The sequence below is a fragment of the Micromonospora sp. C97 genome, from assembly GCF_018070385.1.
Lineage (GTDB): Bacteria > Actinomycetota > Actinomycetes > Mycobacteriales > Micromonosporaceae > Micromonospora > Micromonospora parva.
On record NZ_JAGPXU010000001.1, the window covers coordinates 714,219 to 731,702 of the forward strand.

The 17,484-nt window shown below is 68.3% G+C and carries 11 protein-coding genes, 1 tRNA gene and 1 CRISPR repeat array; of the genes, 3 read left to right on the plus strand and 9 right to left on the minus strand.

Going from position 1 to position 17,484, the window contains the following annotated elements; all coding sequences use genetic code 11:
* Window positions 1-6: 6 nt before the first annotated feature.
* The 3 genes from KBX26_RS02975 to KBX26_RS02985 all read left to right on the plus strand — a co-directional run bounded on the left by KBX26_RS02975 (window position 7) and on the right by KBX26_RS02985 (window position 5,980).
* Window positions 7-1,155, plus strand: a complete 1,149-nt coding sequence (locus tag KBX26_RS02975) for a toprim domain-containing protein (protein ID WP_210864668.1) — start codon at window positions 7-9, stop codon at window positions 1,153-1,155.
* Between the two features lie 459 nt (window positions 1,156-1,614).
* A complete protein-coding gene (locus tag KBX26_RS02980) occupies window positions 1,615-3,999 on the plus strand; it encodes an ATP-binding protein (RefSeq protein ID WP_210864669.1) in 2,385 nt (794 codons plus the stop codon).
* A 1,297-nt stretch (window positions 4,000-5,296) separates the two neighbouring features.
* Window positions 5,297-5,980 (plus strand): hypothetical protein, encoded by a 684-nt coding sequence (locus KBX26_RS02985; RefSeq protein WP_210864670.1) that lies wholly within the window; start codon window positions 5,297-5,299, stop codon window positions 5,978-5,980.
* A 345-nt stretch (window positions 5,981-6,325) separates the two neighbouring features.
* On the opposite strand, the gene KBX26_RS02990 is transcribed toward KBX26_RS02985, so the two are convergent.
* The 9 genes from KBX26_RS02990 to cmk form a co-directional block, all read right to left on the minus strand.
* Window positions 6,326-6,832, minus strand: coding sequence for a DUF4913 domain-containing protein (locus KBX26_RS02990; protein ID WP_210864671.1), 507 nt, complete (start codon window positions 6,830-6,832; stop codon window positions 6,326-6,328).
* Window positions 6,829-7,971, minus strand: coding sequence for a hypothetical protein (locus KBX26_RS02995; protein WP_210864672.1), 1,143 nt, complete (start codon window positions 7,969-7,971; stop codon window positions 6,829-6,831). Before KBX26_RS02995 ends, KBX26_RS02990 begins: the two co-directional genes overlap by 4 nt.
* 19 nt (window positions 7,972-7,990) lie before the next feature.
* A complete protein-coding gene (locus KBX26_RS03000) occupies window positions 7,991-9,430 on the minus strand; it encodes a relaxase (RefSeq protein ID WP_210864673.1) in 1,440 nt (479 codons plus the stop codon).
* Complete coding sequence (locus tag KBX26_RS03005) at window positions 9,427-9,843, minus strand: hypothetical protein (RefSeq protein WP_210864674.1); 417 nt, start codon at window positions 9,841-9,843, stop codon at window positions 9,427-9,429. The genes KBX26_RS03000 and KBX26_RS03005 overlap by 4 nt, the downstream gene beginning before the upstream one ends.
* A 550-nt stretch (window positions 9,844-10,393) precedes the next feature.
* Window positions 10,394-13,163: a CRISPR direct-repeat array (repeat unit 28 nt; unit sequence CTGCTCCCCGCGCACGCGGGGGTGATCC).
* Between the two features lie 45 nt (window positions 13,164-13,208).
* Window positions 13,209-13,454 (minus strand): helix-turn-helix domain-containing protein, encoded by a 246-nt coding sequence (locus KBX26_RS03010; protein WP_210864675.1) that lies wholly within the window; start codon window positions 13,452-13,454, stop codon window positions 13,209-13,211.
* A gap of 237 nt (window positions 13,455-13,691) precedes the next feature.
* Entirely contained in the window at window positions 13,692-14,837 is a 1,146-nt protein-coding gene (locus tag KBX26_RS03015) for a site-specific integrase (protein ID WP_210864676.1), read from the minus strand.
* Window positions 14,838-14,956: 119 nt separating this feature from the next.
* Window positions 14,957-15,030, minus strand: a tRNA-Pro gene (locus KBX26_RS03020).
* Between the two features lie 203 nt (window positions 15,031-15,233).
* Complete coding sequence (gene der / locus KBX26_RS03025; RefSeq protein ID WP_030334870.1) at window positions 15,234-16,634, minus strand: ribosome biogenesis GTPase Der; 1,401 nt, start codon at window positions 16,632-16,634, stop codon at window positions 15,234-15,236.
* Between the two features lie 129 nt (window positions 16,635-16,763).
* A complete protein-coding gene (gene cmk, locus KBX26_RS03030; protein WP_030334872.1) occupies window positions 16,764-17,444 on the minus strand; it encodes a (d)CMP kinase in 681 nt (226 codons plus the stop codon).
* Window positions 17,445-17,484: the final 40 nt, after the last annotated feature.

The window sequence follows — 17,484 nt, forward strand, 5'->3', positions numbered from 1 at the left end:
TAGGCCATGGGCGCACCTCGGCTCAACCAACCGACATCCTCGGTGCGCGGCACCGGGCTCGAGACCGGACGGCTGCTGGCAGCCGTCGAGGCCGCGGTGACGTACTACCGTGCCCAGCTCAAGGACGCCGACGGCCCCCGTGCCTACCTCACCGAACGCGGCCTCGGTGTTGTTGTTCAGCGGGAGTGGCCGTGGCGCGTCGGGTACGCCCCACCCGGCTGGAGTTCGCTGACGCGCCACCTGCGCGCCGCCGGCTTTACGCCAGAGGAGTTGGTTGGCGCGGGCCTGTCGACCCGCACCCGGACGGACCCGGACCGACTCATTGACGTATTCCGTGACCGGGTCATGTTTCCGGTACGCGACCCGGACGGATACACCGTGGCATTCCTCGGCCGGTCCGGCCCTGATGCCGGAAAGGACGTGCCGAAGTACATCAATAACCCTCAGACAGCGATTTACAACAAGAGACAGCTGCTGTTCGGAGTCGCCGAGCAGCAGGACCGCATCACGGCACGATGGACCCCGGTTCTCGTCGAAGGGCCGGCCGACGTCCTCGCTGTCTGGCTGTCCTACTCACGGTCTCGCTGCGCCGGAGCGGTGGCCCTCGCACCGTGCGGCACCAGCCTGACCGACACCCAGGCCACAATCCTGCGGAAGCTGCCCGGCGCCACGCAGGGCCTGGTCGCGGCATTTGACGCCGACCCGGCGGGCCGCGCGGCGGTGGATCGGGCGTGGCACCTGCTCCGACAGCCTCGTTTTCCCGGCCCGCTGCTGGCGGCCGCGTTCAGCGCCGGTGCCGACCCGGCAGACCTGCTGCGCCGGCCGTACGGCAAAGCTCAGCTGCGAGCGGCCCTACAGCGACAGGCACAGCCCATGCTCGACAAGATGCTCGACCACCGCCTCGCCCAGCTCATCGAACGCCACCCCCGGCTGCTGGAGGACATCGGCGGCAGGTGTGCCGCGGTACGCATCCTGGTGCCGCTGGTATTCGAGGCGCCAAGTCCGCACGAGGCCACCCGGGTGGCCCGAAGCATCGCCGCTGCAACAGGCGTCGGGGTCGACACAGTCGCGATCGCTGCACTCGCGAACCTAGAGGACGCGCTATGCGACCTCCACCTGTCTAGCGAGCCTGCCCGGATCTTCGACACGACTTGAGGGCGCAGCCGAAGGATCATCTGGATGGCGGCCGAGCTAGTGATCGAGCCGGTGGTACCTATAACAGAGCGTTCTGCCGCACCACTTCACGAACTCTAACCCGCCGGCCTCAGCAGTAAGGCGGCCGGACGCAAAAGGGGCACGGCCAGCGGACGCCGAGCCTGCCTGGGATGCCGGTTCTAGTTAGCGTCATAGGGTCATCGGCATGCGCATGCCGCCGTTGCCGACGCCGTCGCCCCCGCTCACCTCCGACGGCCTCGCCGCCGGAGCAGCAGAAGATCGAGCCCGGACGTTCCGGTCTCGGCGGTCTTTGCCCTCCCGCGCTCCGTCAATCGATCCGTCTGTCGTCATGTATCTCACGATGCCAGTAAAGGGCTCGGACCGCTTAACATCGAGCCGACGGACCGATCGGGAGGTGAATGGGTGCGGAGCCGGCGGCGGTGGATGACGGCAGCGCTGGTGACCGCCCTGGCCGTGTTGCTGACCGAAGGGCTCCTCGCTTTCTCGGTTAACGCAGCCAGTAACGTCGACGTGACTTGGCCGTACGGCCTGGAGACGATCCGGCGCCACCCCTTCCGGTGGGCCAGCGTCCTGCTAGTGATCGTCGTCGTTCTTTGCATGCTTGCAGCCTGGCTGACCGAGCGGTCGTTCGAGCCTGAACAGGACGACGTTGTCAACGCACCTGGACCGCGCCGCGATCCCGTTCCGTTCGGTGCTAGCCGGGCGGTCGTCGGACTCGAACGAGGGATTCCATGGATCCGCGAAGGGGTGGTGCGCTCCACCGTCGACAGGTTGCTCGCCAGCGGCCCACCGGTTGTGTTGGTCGGGCTGCCCGGTAGCGGCAAAACAGTGCTACTAGCACAGATCGCCGCACTGGTCGTCGATCGCCTCCCTGAGGCGGTCGTAGTCAGTTTCGACGGGCCCGCAGCGGTGGAGCCGGGATACTTGCACACCGAACTAAACCGGATCCTGCACTCGCACGGGATCGGCCTGGACGCCGAACTACTGCAGCGGATGCCCGACGATGTGGCCTTAAGAAAGCTCGCGGCGACGGCAGCGGATCTACCATTTCTCCTCGTGCTCGATGGCTTGGACTGGCTTGACGATCAGCGCCGGTCAGTCCTGCTCCATACCTTCGCGGACCTCCCGCGCTTGAAGGTCCTCGCAACCGCGCGGCGTCGGCCTCCGCCGGGCGAGCCAGCGGTTGTCGTGTATGTCGAGGCGCTCAACGACGAAGAGGCGGCGGCGCTGGCGGAGGCAGCCGTCGAATACCTCGGGCTCACCGTCGACCCTGTAGACGTGCTAGCCGCTGCGCCGACGGCGGTAAAGCGGCATCCGAGGTCACTGCTGTTCGCTCTTGCTCGGTGTGACCGCCTACCGTCGGCTGTCGCACGACGGCATCTGGCCGAAATGAAGGCACAGACCACGACGGTGCAGGAGATGATCAAGGCCCTGCCCGACACCGATCGAACCCTGTTGCTCCGCTTGCTGCCGGTCGTCGGGATCGCACCTTCGCGCTTGATTGGGTGGTCACCGGTATTCGCCGGGGCGGAGGCCGGCGAGACCGGTGCCGAGCTGCTGCACAGCGCCTTGGTCGAGATGCTAGAGCCCGAAATTAAGATCTCCGAGCTCGTACAGGAAGCCGCGCTGACCGTCGCCGCGGACACTGTCGCCCGCCTCGCACAAGACACGATTCAAGCGCTGTTAGAGGTGGCACCGGGCTACGCAGTATCTGCTGAATCGGTAGCGCCGACGCTCGCATATCGGCTAGAACGACTGGGACTTCCGGAACTGGTGGTGCGGATCTGCCAGGCGCGAGCGCTGCTTGACAGGCTCAACCACACAGGCCGTTGGGACGACTACCTTGCGCTCGTCCGGATTGGCGCCACCGCTGCTGAGTCGAGCGGCGATCTTACGCTCGCCGCTGAGATGTGGCTGCGACTCTCGGGCAAGCTGCCCGAGCGTGGTGATGTCGCTGGTGGCGAGGAAGCGCTGCGCCGGGCCGAGCCACTGGTCGGCCAGCTACCGGTACCGCTTCTGCGCAGCCGGTTAGCGAGTCAGCGGGGCCTTCTCCAGTTGTACCAGGGTTCGCCCGAGCAAGCGCTGCGCTCCTATCAGACTGCGATCGAGCTGGCAGACGACGCGGCTGCCCGATGCGTGGCCCAAAAGCAACTGGGCCACGTATACGAGATGCTCGGCGACTCGGATCAGGCCCTGTTGCATTACGGGGCGGCCGCAGCGGAGGGTGCGCACGACGACCGGCATGCCCTGGAGGCCCGGATCGACCTGGCACTCGCCTCCTCCCGGAGACGATCGATGGACGAGGCCGACGAGAAGATCCGTGCGACCATTGACGACATTCGTTCACTTCCGCAGGAGTATCCGGCCGGGCTCTGCCGGGCGCTACTGGCGCTCGCCGTGATCGCGTGGCGTCGAAACGATCGGCGGACCGCCCTGAGCTCGGCGCGGTCGGCGCTAGCGGTAACCGCCACCGATCCGCGGCTTCGGTTCGCGGCATATGAGTTGTTGCGCCGCTGGCAACGCCCTTGGTGGCGGCAGGTGACCGCGGCTCTCACCCGCCCCGCCAGCTTCGTGCAGGGGATTCGAGCGACGGATGCGGCGAACGCCCTGCCGGCAGCAGCGAAAAGCTACGAGGACGACGTGCGGCAGTTCTATGAGTGGCGAGATCGGTCGTCGACTGAGCTGGGACAGGGCAGTAACCATCTCACTAAACTCCGGGGCGACTTCGTCGCCTTCGCCTTAGGCACTGGAGCCGACCGTAAGGCGATGGAGTCGATCTTCCACGACGTCGAAACACGGACGATTGAACTCATCAGTGGATGATCTATACGACGAGCAAAGCGCCGCCTTGCGGGCTGCGCTTGAGCACGCCCGGACCGTCCACTTTCATCGCAGTCGACTCCCCCCGTTGTCGCCGCCGAACGACCCATGGGACGCCCTCGCACAAACGCCGCCAATGTCACGTCGAGACGTACTGGCATGGCGAGATGGCTTACTGTCCCCCACTGGTGACCGCAGCACGTGGGTGCGCACTGCGACCACTGGCAGCACTGGTGAACCCGTGTCCGTGGCCCACGACGCCGCATCTCGGGCGCTGGAGGAGCGAGTACTGTCTCAGTTCGTCGCGCAACACGGCGCCGCCGAGGCGTGGCACAATTGCGGTCTCGTGCACGTCGTATTGCATCCAGGCGGACGATCGCGGGCTGCGCGGAGCGGGTGGTCGCCGACGGCCACAGCGACGAAGTGGAATCTCATCCGCACCTGGCAGCTAGATGACCACGACTTCCTGGCCCGACTGCAGCCACTCGAGGGAATGGTGGTTACGGGCAGCCCGTCAACCCTCGAACTCGTCGCAGATCGAATTCTCAACGCCAATTTCGGAACCGAAGCCCGGCCAGCCCTGGTTGTGCTATCCGGCGAGCCAGTGTCGACAGAGGTGCGCCGCAAGATCAGTTACGCATTGAGCTGTGCGGTAACAAGCGTCTACGCGATGGGCGAGGTTGGAATTCTCGGCACGGAGTGCCCAGAAGGGGGTTACCACACGGAACCTAACGTCGCGGTGATAGAGGTACTCGACAAGCGTGGAAATTCGGTGCGCGTCGGGGACATCGGAGAACTCACCGTTACCACCTTGCATAACCGAGCCATGCCACTGGTGCGATACCGCACGGGGGATCGAGTGGGCCAGCTGCCGCCCTGCGACTGCCGGGATCGTGGCCTGCGGGTGCGTCTGGCAGGTGTCCGCACGGCCCAGTGGCTGGTTACCGACGGTGGGGCAGTCGTTCACACAGTTCGATTCGCGAAACTGTGGCGGACCTTGCAGGTTTCGGGGGCACGAATCCACCAGGCCTCTGACGGTAGCGTCGAGGCGCAGTACTGGGCCCCGGGTCCACTGACAGAGGGCCAGCAAGCCGTCGTAATCGGGTCACTACGGTCCGCCCTTGGTAGACAGAAGACGATCACTGCTACCTGGACCTCCGGCATGCGGCAACGTGTCCAGCCGGACACACTCCCCGCCCCTGAACCCTTCACGCGACCTGAACCGCTGCCGGACGCGCCGGGTGACGTGGCGGGCTGCTTACGGGAGGCGTTAGCGCCCGCATCGAATGAGATCGACGCTGTGCTCATCACGGGAAGCTACCTCGACTTCACCGGAGGCACCCGTTTCAGCGACATCGACGTCACCGTCCTCACGTCAGCACCCGTGCAGGTTCCGAGTTGGACCAATCGGATCCGTGACCTGCGAGCGCAATTGCCCCGCCTGCGTATAAATGTCGAACACCCAGTGGGACTAGCAATCCGCTCACCCCTGGTCGTTGCACGCATGCAGCAAGAGCGGTTGCTGGTGCTGGGGCAGATGCCGATCGCGTTGAGTGGATGGCCGGACCACGAGGCGCTGCGACGTGATGCGCTCACCTGGTCCTGGCAGTCACTTCCACTACTTTGGCACCAGCTCAGCGCACCGCAGACGGAGCTGGAAGATCCGGTTTACACCGCATATCTTGCTCAAAAGTTCATCGTGGACGCTTGCCGCTATCACCATCTCTTGACTGGCGGCCGCGCGACTAGGGCATTAAGCGTCATAGCGGCAGAGCTCGCCGCCCTGGCCGGTCCCACGCTATCTACTGATGGCCAGGAAGCCTTCGAGGTAGCCCGGGAGCTACGGCCCCCACCGCCAGACGGCGGTGGTGCATGCGAACGATACCTAACGGTCGCGTCCGTGGTGCTGCGCGCGCTGTCGTCGGCCCTTGATGGAGGAGTGGAGGTTCCGCACACCAGCAATCACGGACCTGAATCCCCATAATTGCGAGAGAGGATCCGAAGAGCTGACCTCCCCGCACTTAGATGCATCCGGTTCAGCCAACGAGCTGGACAATGCACGCTTTCCGGGAGCCCGTATTTCACCGGGGGACTCATGACGAGACGACCCTCAGCGTCATGCTGCTACGCGAGCCGATGGTGAGCCAAGTAATGCCGGGTCCTTGTTGATGGCGCCCAGGACGAGCAGCTGGTGCTGTGGCTGCGCCAGGTTCCGGCGGTTGAGCTTTCATACCCTGCTTTGGACTCCACCTACGGACCGGTGAACAACCACCTAGTGGTCAAACCCTATTACCTCCGCCGGCGCCTCCGTTTTGCACCACGAGGAGTTTCAGGCCCACCATCTCCACCAATTTTCTGGCGCGGCCACCGCGGGGACCTCTGGGCATGAGCGGTGTTGTTTCTCCCAGAGGCCGCCGCCCGCAGCACAGTCGCGGAACGGACCGTCGTCGCCGTACAGGATGGGCAGCTGATGGTCGAGCTCTCGCAGCCAAGGCAGCATGCCGGTCATCTGTAGGCGGGCCTGTTCCCAGCCGTACCACAGGGCCGTCAGCCGGGTTACCGCTTCGTCGTGGCGCCACCATTGGTCGCACCAGTGCCAGCGGGTCATGCCGACCTCACCGACCGGGCGCGGGAAGGTCGGCAGTAGGTAGGTGGTCACCCACTCCTCGACCGTCGAATACAGCGGCGGCTGGTCCCCGTCGCCGGCGTGCGGGCGCTCAGCTTGGGCTTGTTGCAGCTCAGCAACCCGCGCCGCCAATCTCGCCACCTCAGCGGCGAGCTCGTCGACTTGGGTAACCGCTCCCGCTTGGGCCTGTTGCGACCTGATGGCCGTCATCGTGTCTGGCCCTGCATCGGCACCGCAGTGAGCACTGTCGCCGGGTGCTTCCCAGCGACTATGGGATTGATCTGGGCAACGCGAAGCTTTGGGAAGGCCTGCGCCCAGGCCGGCACCGTGAGCCTGTCAGCGTGGTGGACGGCAGCGGCGGTGGCGGCCATGTGATCAGCACTGTCGTCGTGGCGCGTGCCCGCCGATTGCCCGGCTGCGTGTTCGTCGGCAGGGGTACGGGGGTTGTCGACCGTCCCGCCGTCGCGGACTCCCACACCGCGCTCGACAGCCGCTCGGCTCTGCAGGTCGCGCGCCAGGGCCTCTTCCACGTGACCCTGCGCCAGGCGGATTCCCTCGACCGGCAGCCCGTTAGCTTCGCCTGCTCTGATGGCCTCGTTCATTCCGGCAGCGAGGTCGCGGAGTAGCTGCACTGCGTTGCCAGCGGGCAGCCTCCCAAGGGTTCTCCACTGGCGCTGCAACTCGTCGAGTGCCTCCGGCCGGACGTACTCCGCCAACTCCATCGCCTCCTGCCGAACCGCGGCGTCGAATTCATTGACCGACCCGATGCCAGACGGTGGCAGCGCGGCCGGACCGTCGGGTGTGATCCGCTGTCGGTCGCGTGTGCCGCCGTGCGCGCGAGCTGTCTGCTGGCGGTGGTATGAGCGCGCGTCGCGGTCCCAGACTTCCTGGGCGGCGGCACGCATGGCCTCAGAGATTGGTTTTCCGGCCTGGCGGTGGCGTTCATAGGCGCCCATCAGGTCCGGGCGGATCTGCCGCAGCCGTCGCTCTGCGAACTCGGCCGCCCGCTGGGCTACCGGATCGCTACTCGCGTGGATCGTCGCAGTGCGCCACACGGCGGCGGCTTCGGCGAAAGTAGCCTTGTTGACCAGCCAATCACCGTCCAGCGAAGCCGCCATTCGTTCGCGGTCCGCCCGTACCTTCGCTGCCAGACGGTCGGCTTCGCGGCGGGCTTTCGCGGCGGCCTGTTCCCGGTGGGCTTCGCGTTCTCGTTCGGCAGCCTTGTTCTGGATGCCGACGGCGGCCCAGCGGGCGCCGGCCTCGCCGACGGTCGCCATTGTTGCGAGCCCTTGCAGGAGCTGTTGGCGGGTCTCGGTCATCGGGTCTTCGTGGTGCTGCGGATGCGGCACGTGCACCTCCCTTGCCTGCTCAGCGGCTGCGCGCGGTACGCCGGCCGTCTCTCACTGTCGGTGCGGGTGTTGACGTCGGAGTTAGCGGCATCGTTACCGCCCGTTGCCAGGTGCCCGCTACCAGCCGCAGCGCGTCGGCTGCGGTCCGCGCCGCCTCGGCCTGGTGCAGGCGCTGCTGGGCGTTCCGCAGCTGTTCGAGGGTGTCGGCGAGCCGCGCCAGGTCCATCACCAGCGCAAGGGCTGCGATCGTGTCGTCGTCACCGGAGACGCGGCCCATGAGCGCTACCAGGCGCGACATGGCACGCATCTCCTGGGAGCGGCTGGTGGGTCTCTGGACCCGGCCGTACAGGTCCCGGACCGCGCGGTCGAACACCTCAGCTGCCCGGTGCAGCGGCCCACGCCGGTCACCCTCGGCCGAGGAGGCCAGGCTGGTGAGAAGATCAGCTGCGGCGACCGCGGTGGCCTGCGCCCGTCCGGGCGCGGCATGGACGTCGCGGCGGATGTCGTCGACGGCCGCGGTGACCACCTTGGCGGCCTGGCGCATCGCGTCGACCCGTTCGCTCCGGCCGGCCGTCGGCGATGCCGGCAACGGCGCAGGGACGCCCCACCGCAGCCTCAGCTTCGGCAGTGTCATGTCGGGCGCCAACCGGCCTCCGCTGAAGTACACCGGTTGCCCGCCGGCGGTGCGGGCCCCGGGAAGCGCCACCGCGTACCCGGTGATCTGCCGTCGATCGGTGCTGCTGTGCCGCAGCCGGACCAGGACCCCCGACGCGCGTAGCCGGGCGAAGAACTCCTCCTGCGACCCGGCCGCAGCCACGGCCGTGCGTACCCGCCGGCGCAGCTCGTCCCGGGGCGTCTGGGCGCGGCCGGCGCGGCGGGCTTTGCTGACCTCAGCGGGATGGGGGCGGCGGTGGGCGGTGCGGTCAGCCGGCGGGACCCGGCGGTGCAGGTTGTAGCGGCGGGCGACGTTGTAGGTGGCCTTGACGCAACGCGGGTAGTCGTTGCGCATCCAGTCGGTGCGGCCGTCCTCGCGTACCAGCGTGGCGACGATGTGTACGTGGTCGTCTGCATGACGCATGGCGATCCACCGCAAGCCAGGGTCGGTGGCGGTAGTCGCGACGCCGACCTCAGTGAGCATCTGCACCGCCATGTTCGCCCAAGTCGTGTCGCCGACGGTGCGATGCCGATCCTCGGGGGCGAGCCGCATGCTGGCATGCCAGACGAACTTCGTCGGCGGGCGGTAGCCGCCGCGGACCGGCTGCTCCAGCAACGCCGTGAGCGCCCGGACGTTCCATCTGCCATTGAGGGTGAGTACGGGCTCGAGGTCGGTCAGGCTGCCCGCGCCGTCCCAGGCAGCCACCAGGTGCGGGTTGACGTGTTCTTCCGCCCTGCCTGGCCCCCACAGATAGCGCAACAGGCCACCGACTCGTGAGCCACGCCGGTGCACCCGCGTGATCACCGCAGCTTCCTATCAATCCGGGAAATCACCTCGTCAAGCCGGACCACCGCCGCCGCGCACAGCCGGGCAGCTTCCGCCGCCCAGTCGGGCAGTTGCCCGGTGGCGTTGAACGCCGCCGCGGCCTGATTGACGTTGTTGCCGAACATCACCACGGCACGACGAGCGGCGAACAACTCGTGCTGCAGATCGCGTAAGTCGCCTGCCGTACCACCGGGTGCCTGAGCGGCGGACGCGGCGGCGACCGCGGCCTTCGCCGCGTAGCCGGTCGCGGTCAGCTGAGCGAGCGCCGCAGCCGCGTCAATGACGGCCTTCTCCTCGTCGGACAGCCTAAGCAACACCGCGCGCGGACGGGCCGGCCGGTTGTGGGCACGATGGCGTGCCTTGCGGCGCGGGGCAGGCTGCTCACTGTCCATTGCCGCCACTGTGCGCCCAGAGCGTTGCCGCCGACGTCTGCGCCAGGGCTACCGTTGTCGGCCACGCCACCGCGACGGGCGCCGGCTACTTCCCATCGCCAATCTGCGGCCGCGCCCGGCCACAGATTGATAAGCAATGGCCATATCTTGCTCCAGCTTTCTACCCCGGTCGCGCCGCAGTGGTGGTTCGGCCCGACCGGACCTGACCGACCAGAGTTCCCGAGGTCGGCAGGGCGGCATCCGGGCGCCGGGGGTGTGATCCCGTCCGCGCTGAGGGTGATGTTTTGGAAGGTGGGCAATGCCCGAAGCGGCATCGATAGCCGCGCACAACGCCCACGGCTTAATCTTCATCAGCGGGTGTTCGACCTCGGCGCACCCCGTGCGGCGATGCCTGTTCGCCGGGCGCTCCACTTAAGCCTCATCATTTATCCTGTAGCGGAGTCCGCTCGCCCTCTACCTACCTATGACGCGAACGCGAAGTGAGACGGCCTTGCGAGACCTAGTGAATGAAAACTGCGAAGTCGATCTCTAACGCCGCAGGTCAAGAAGTCTGCTCCCCGCGCACGCGGGGGTGATCCCGGCAACCTCTCGCGGCTGGTCGACCTGGTGGAGCTGCTCCCCGCGCACGCGGGGGTGATCCGGCCGACCCGCCGGCCGACCCGGAGGACGACGACTGCTCCCCGCGCACGCGGGGGTGATCCCCGCGTCGATCTCGGCGAGGCGCTGATCTGTCCCTGCTCCCCGCGCACGCGGGGGTGATCCGGTCGCTTCCGCCAGCGAGGTGGCGACGGAGAACTGCTCCCCGCGCACGCGGGGGTGATCCCCGTGCGCTTCCAGGTCCACCACGACCTGCGTACTGCTCCCCGCGCACGCGGGGGTGATCCTACTCGCCCCGCAACCCGCTCGGTGCCTACTACCTGCTCCCCGCGCACGCGGGGGTGATCCCGGGTTCGGCTGGCCCTTCGGCGGGTCGAGACTCTGCTCCCCGCGCACGCGGGGGTGATCCGGCCCGCGCCCGGCTCTACTACGTGATCTGGCACTGCTCCCCGCGCACGCGGGGGTGATCCCTGCCGCCGACGTTCGTGCCGGGTTCCACGGACCTGCTCCCCGCGCACGCGGGGGTGATCCTGGCGCTCAACATCTTCCGCACCGCCGAGGAGCCTGCTCCCCGCGCACGCGGGGGTGATCCTGCCGAATCGGCCCGCCACCCCTTAAGGGTGACCTGCTCCCCGCGCACGCGGGGGTGATCCGGTGTTCGGGTGGTTGCCCGGCGGTCCGGCGGCCTGCTCCCCGCGCACGCGGGGGTGATCCTTCGTTACCGAACCGACCGCCATCCCTAAGGTCCTGCTCCCCGCGCACGCGGGGGTGATCCGATGGACATCATCTCCATCGACACCCTGTACGGCTGCTCCCCGCGCACGCGGGGGTGATCCCAGTACGGCCGCACGGTGGTCGGTTCGGACTACCTGCTCCCCGCGCACGCGGGGGTGATCCGACCGACGCGAACGATCAGGAGTGGCGAAGTGACTGCTCCCCGCGCACGCGGGGGTGATCCACCACGTCTGGAGAATCCGGCACTAAGAAGATCCTGCTCCCCGCGCACGCGGGGGTGATCCGATGGCGGCCAAGTCGGCGGCCGCGGCCAGGGTCTGCTCCCCGCGCACGCGGGGGTGATCCGTTGGCCCGCGCGCTGGTCGGGATCCGGTCGTGCTGCTCCCCGCGCACGCGGGGGTGATCCTCACCTGCGCGTCGTGCCCCGAGTGCTGCACGACTGCTCCCCGCGCAGGCGGGGGTGATCCCTCGTCGCCCTGGTGCCGGTCCTGGTCGTGCCCTGCTCCCCGCGCACGCGGGGGTGATCCTCGTCGCCATTATCGGCACCATGACACAAGGGACTGCTCCCCGCGCACGCGGGGTGATCCGTCGCGGCCGACATGGCCGGGGCTGCGCTGACCCTGCTCCCCGCGCACGCGGGGGTGATCCCACGGTGGCCCGGTACGAGGTGCCCACGAAGATCTGCTCCCCGCGCACGCGGGGGTGATCCCACGACCGCGCCGACGATCCGGGTGGTCAACGGCTGCTCCCCGCGCACGCGGGGGTGATCCCCTGCACAACGGCAAGCCGCACCACTACAGCGGCTGCTCCCCGCGCACGCGGGGATGATCCGGCCGAAGCGGTCATGCGGGCGATCCTGCCGCACTGCTCCCCGCGCACGCGGGGGTGATCCCGCGAGACGGCCGCCATGACCGACGAGGCGCGTCTGCTCCCCGCGCACGCGGGGGTGATCCCGGGACCGGGGCGATTACCTCGCGGTCCTTTCCCTGCTCCCCGCGCACGCGGGGGTGATCCCTCAACGAGGTCGAACCCGTACGACGTGTCCGCCTGCTCCCCGCGCACGCGGGGGTGATCCCCCGGCGACGTGGTTTGCCCTACAGACCACGCTCTGCTCCCCGCGCACGCGGGGGTGATCCGGCGTGGAAGACCGTGCAGGATGTGGCGAAAGCCTGCCCCCCGCGCACTCGGGGGTGATCCCGTCCACGTCGCGCTGTCGGCGTCCTGGACGGTCTGCTCCCCGCGCACGCGGGGATGATCCGGCGGTCACGAAGGCCGGTCCGATCGTCACGCACTGCTCCCCGCGCACGCAGTGGTGATCGGACGCTGTTCAGTACGGGGCGCTGTGCCACCAGCTGCTCCCCGCGCACGCGGGGGTGATCCGTCACTCGACCGTGCCGCCTTAATCGCGGGCTGCTGCTCCCCGCGCACGGGGGGGTGATCCCAGTTGAGCGATTCGGGTTGCGGTGGTGCCGCCCTGCTCCCCGCGCACGCGGGGGTGATCCCGGTGACTGGAGTCGGCGCGTTTCAACGCTTTTCTACTCCCCGCGCACGCGGGGTGATCCGTTGATCCACCCCGTGCCGGTGCCCATCGCGATCTGCTCCCGCGCACGCGGGGTTGATCCGGTAATGCCCGTGGCCGACCCGCGATCGGCGGACTGCTCCCCGCGCACGCGGGGGTGATCCGACGTGGCGACGGCGCAGCGGTGGGAGGCCCTGCTGCTCCCCGCGCATGCGGGGGTGATCCGGCGGCAGCCACGGACCTGGGCGCGACCATCAACTGCTCCCCGTGCATGCGGGGGTGATCCCAGCTCCAGCAGGGTGGTCGAGGTCAGCCGCATCTGCTCCCCGCGCACGCGGGAATGATCCCACGGCCAACGTCGGCATCTGCGTCATTGGCCCCTGCTCCCCGCGCAAGCAGGGGTGATCCCGGCACCATCGGCGGCTCGGGCGCACAGTCGATCTGCTCCCCGCGTACGCGGGGGTGATCCCGAGTCGCCGGCTTGTTTGCGTTGTTTGAAGTCCTGCTCAGCCGACTACTCAACGCCAAGCAGCTTGAGGATCGCATGAACGGGCACCACGTACCGCCGGCCCACACGTAGAAGGCGCACCGGGAACTCGTTGGTTTTGGCCAAGTCATAAGCCTTCGTGCGCCCGATTCCTAAGATCGCTCCAGCGGTCTCAATATCGGTGGTTACGCCGAGGTCACGTACCGCATCGATCGTCCACACCTGATCTTGCAACCGACTCGACTGGCGTCCGTCGCTTGTGGTGGTTGCCATCGTCCGCGTCCCCTTAGTCGTGAGCACGCCGAAGTCGGCGTCAGCCCTCACGATGCGGGCAACCCGTTGCCTCCGGCGTTCCCAACGCAAGCAGCCCAACAGGTAACGACATCAGCAATAACAACCACGTGCCTAGGGCCCTGCTGGCGGCCGGGACACCGGCCGACTCGAAGTCGGAGGACAGCAGGCTGTACAGCTGGAGACGAAGCCAGGTGTGAGCAGGCGCTTCCAGCACGGCTACGCCCTGGGTGACCAGCTCGCGGCGTCTCCGAGCACCGCTTCCATCAGCTCTGCGGCCTTCCGTTCGCTCTCCGGCAACACGTGGGTGTAGACCTCCCGCGTCGTGCGGCTGTCGGCGTGGCCAAGCCGCCGCTGCATCACGTGCTCGGGAACGCCAGCGTCAGCGCCGGTGGTAGCGGAGGTGTGCCGCGCATCGTGAAGGGAGATGACGGGAACGCCGGCGTCGGCACAGGCCTTAGCCCATTGGTCGGTGAAGTACTTCGGGTAGTACGGCTCACCGTCCTCCCGGCAGAACAGGTAACCGCCGTCGTGGTACAGGACTCCGGCATCGACCTTCTCCGCGTCCTGGCGCGTTCGGTGAGCGTCCAGCTCCGCTACCAGGGCTGGCCCGAGCGCTACCGCCCGCTTGCTCTTTCCCTTGGGAGACTTCTCGACCACGCCGTTGCTGGTGGTGGTGCGCTGCCAGTGCAGCAGCAAGACGCCGCGATCGAGATCCACGCGCGGCCACTTGAGACCGGCCAACTCTCCACGTCGAGCGCCGACGACGATCGCCAGGACCCAGGCGGCACGTAGCCGGTGGTCGGCGTGGTGCTTGAGGAACTTCGCTGACTGCGCGGGCGTCCAGACGCCCTTGCGCCCCATCGTTTCCCGCTCGACCTGCCGAGGTTGCCGCACACCGTCGACGTTGACCCCGAGGTCGCTCAACGCCTTCATCAGGACCCGGTGCACGATCCGGACGGTGGTCGACGAGAGCGGGCCGCCGTTCTTGCCACCGCTCTTCAGTAGCTTCTTGTACAGCTCGTGGATCACTCGCTTGTCGAGGGCGTAGAGCTGCCGCGCGCCGATGTGGGGGACCACATAGCAGCGCATGATGTCGCGGTAGTTGCTGAGCGTCGTCTCTTGGACATCAAGCTCGCGCTCGTTGAGCCAGCTCTCCAACTCGGCGGCGACGGTGCCGTCGGCTCCGAGGTCTGCTCCGCCGTAGGCGGCGCGGGCGTCCTGCTCCGCCTTCAGAGCAGCGGCCTGGCTAGGGAACCCCTGTCGCTTGTGCTGGCGGCGCCGCCCGTTGGCGTCGGGTGGGAGGTCGATGATGAAGAACCAGCGGGTCTGGCCGTTGGCGAGGCGGTAGTTGTAGACAGCCATGCGGCTGCACCTCCGCAGTAACGGGATCGAGGGATGCAACCCACGTTAAGCGATCTCCGTTACCGCCAGCGTTACCGCAAGATCACACATGATCTTCTATATCCGCTGGTGAACACCAGTCGGGACGGCCGGATTCGAACCGACGACCCCTTGACCCCCAGTCAAGTGCGCTACCAAGCTGCGCCACGTCCCGCCCCCGCGTGGTTTCCCCCGCGGCAGCCGGTACAGCTTAGCGCAGCGGTTGCGGGTCCCCCACACAGGCCCCACCAGTGTTGCGGGGCAGGCGAACCACCCCACAACCCCTAAAGCTTCCTAGGAGGGTGGGGTGGTGGATGGGCAGGAAAATGCCGGATGGCGGGAGGCCATCCGGCATCTTTCAGGGAGAACTGGACGGGGTCAGCCGTGCGCCTTGCCTCGGCCGCCGGGGCCGAGCTTCTTGCGCGGGCGGACCGAGATCTCGATCGGGCTGCCCTCGTACCCGAATTCCTCGCGGAGCTTGCGCTCGACGAACCGCTGGTAGCCGGCGTCCAGCGGGCCGGTGGTGAAGAGCACGAACCGTGGCGGTGCCACACCGGCCTGCGTCGCGAACAGGATCCGCGGTGCCCGTCCACCACGCACCGGGTGGGGGGTGGCCTGCACCAGCGCGGTCAGCCACTGGTTGAGGTGCGCGGTCGGTACGCGGGTTTCCCAGCTGGCCAACGCCTTGTTCAGGGCGGGGGCCAGCTTGTCCACGGCACGGCCGGTCATCGCCGACAGGTTCAACCGGATCGCCCAGGGGATGCGGCGCAACTCCCGGTCGATCTCCTTGTCCAGGTAGTACCGACGGTCGGCGTCGACCAGGTCCCACTTGTTGAACGCGATGACCAACGCCCGGCCCGACTCGGTCACCATCGACAGGATCCGCTGGTCCTGCTCGCTGATGGGTTCGCTGGAGTCCAGCAGTACCACGGCCACCTCGGCGGCCTCGATCGCGCCGGCGGTACGCAGGCTGGCGTAGTACTCGGTGCCGCTGGCCTTGCCGACCCGCTTGCGCAGCCCGGCGGTGTCCACCAGTTGCCAGGTCTGACCGCCGATCTCGACCAGGCTGTCCACCGGGTCCACAGTGGTGCCGGCCACCGAGTCGACGACCGCCCGCTCCTCACCGGAGAACCGGTTGAGCAGGCTGGACTTGCCCACGTTCGGCCGACCGACCAGCGCCACCCGGCGCGGCCCCCGCGGACGGTTCTCCACGATCGCCGGTGCCTCCGGCAGCGCGGCGAGGATGGCGTCCAGCAGGTCGCCGGAGCCGCGTCCGTGCAGCGCGGACACCGGGAACGGCTCACCGAGACCCAGCGACCACAGCGAGGTGGCCTCCATCTCGATGGAGTTGTTGTCGGCCTTGTTGGCCACCAGGATCACCGGCTTGGCGCTGCGCCGCAGCATCTTCACCGCGGCCTCGTCCACGTCGGTGGAGCCCACCATCGCGTCGACCACGAAGAGCACCACGTCGGCGGTGACGACAGCCGTCTCGGCCTGCGCCGCGATGGCCGCCGCCCGATCCTTGGCGTCCGGCTCCCAACCGCCGGTGTCCACCACGGTGAACGCCCGGCCGTTCCACTGCGCGTCGTACGGGACCCGGTCGCGGGTCACGCCGGGAACGTCCTCGACGACCGCCTGCCGGCGGCCGATGATCCGGTTGACCAGCGTCGACTTACCCACGTTGGGACGGCCGACCACGGCCACCACCGGCTGCGGGCCGCTCGGCTCCTCGACGGCGACGTCGGGCTCACGCAGCTCCACCCAGGAACCCTCGCTCATGCCACTCCTCCGCTTCGCTCCGGAGCGCCATGAGGCACAACCACGCCGAGCCCGATGATTCGCTCGCTCCGCTCACTCATGCCGCTCCTCCGCTTCGGTCCGGACCGTCATGAGACACGACCGCGCTACTCATGCCACGCCCCGCTCGGTGAGCAGGTCGCGCATCCGCGCCACGACCTCGTCGATGCCCAGCTCGGTGGTGTCCAGCACCACCGCGTCGGGCGCCTGGGCCAGCGGGTTGACCTTGCGGGTCGAGTCGAGGCGGTCCCGCCGCGCCAGGTCGGCGGCCGTGGCCGCCACGTCGGCGGCGTCCTCGGCGCTGCGCCGGGCCGCACGGGCCGCCTCGGACGCGGTCAGGAAGACCTTCAGGTCGGCGTCCGGGGCCACGACCGAGCCGATGTCGCGGCCCTCGACCACCATCCGACCGGCGTTGGCGATCATCTCGCGCTGCCGGCCGACGAGCAGCTCACGAACAGCCGGTACGGCGGCGACGGCGGAGACCGCTCCGGTCACCTCGGCGCCACGGATCTCCGCGTCCACGCCGACCCCGTCGACGGTCACGCCGTACCCCTGCGGGTCGGTGCCGATGCGCAGGTCGACCTCGCCGGCGACCTTCGCCACCGACGCGGCGTCGGTGAGGTCCACGCCGGAGCGCAGCACGGCCCACGTGATTGCCCGGTACATCGCCCCGGTGTCCAGGTAGCGCGCACCGAGGGCGGCGGCGAGCCGCCGCGACACGGTTGACTTCCCCGAACCGGACGGCCCATCCACAGCGACCACACATCGCCCGAACCGTACGTTTTCCTCCACCGTGTCCTCCTCAGCCCGTACCTCACGGATCGCCCGGTGA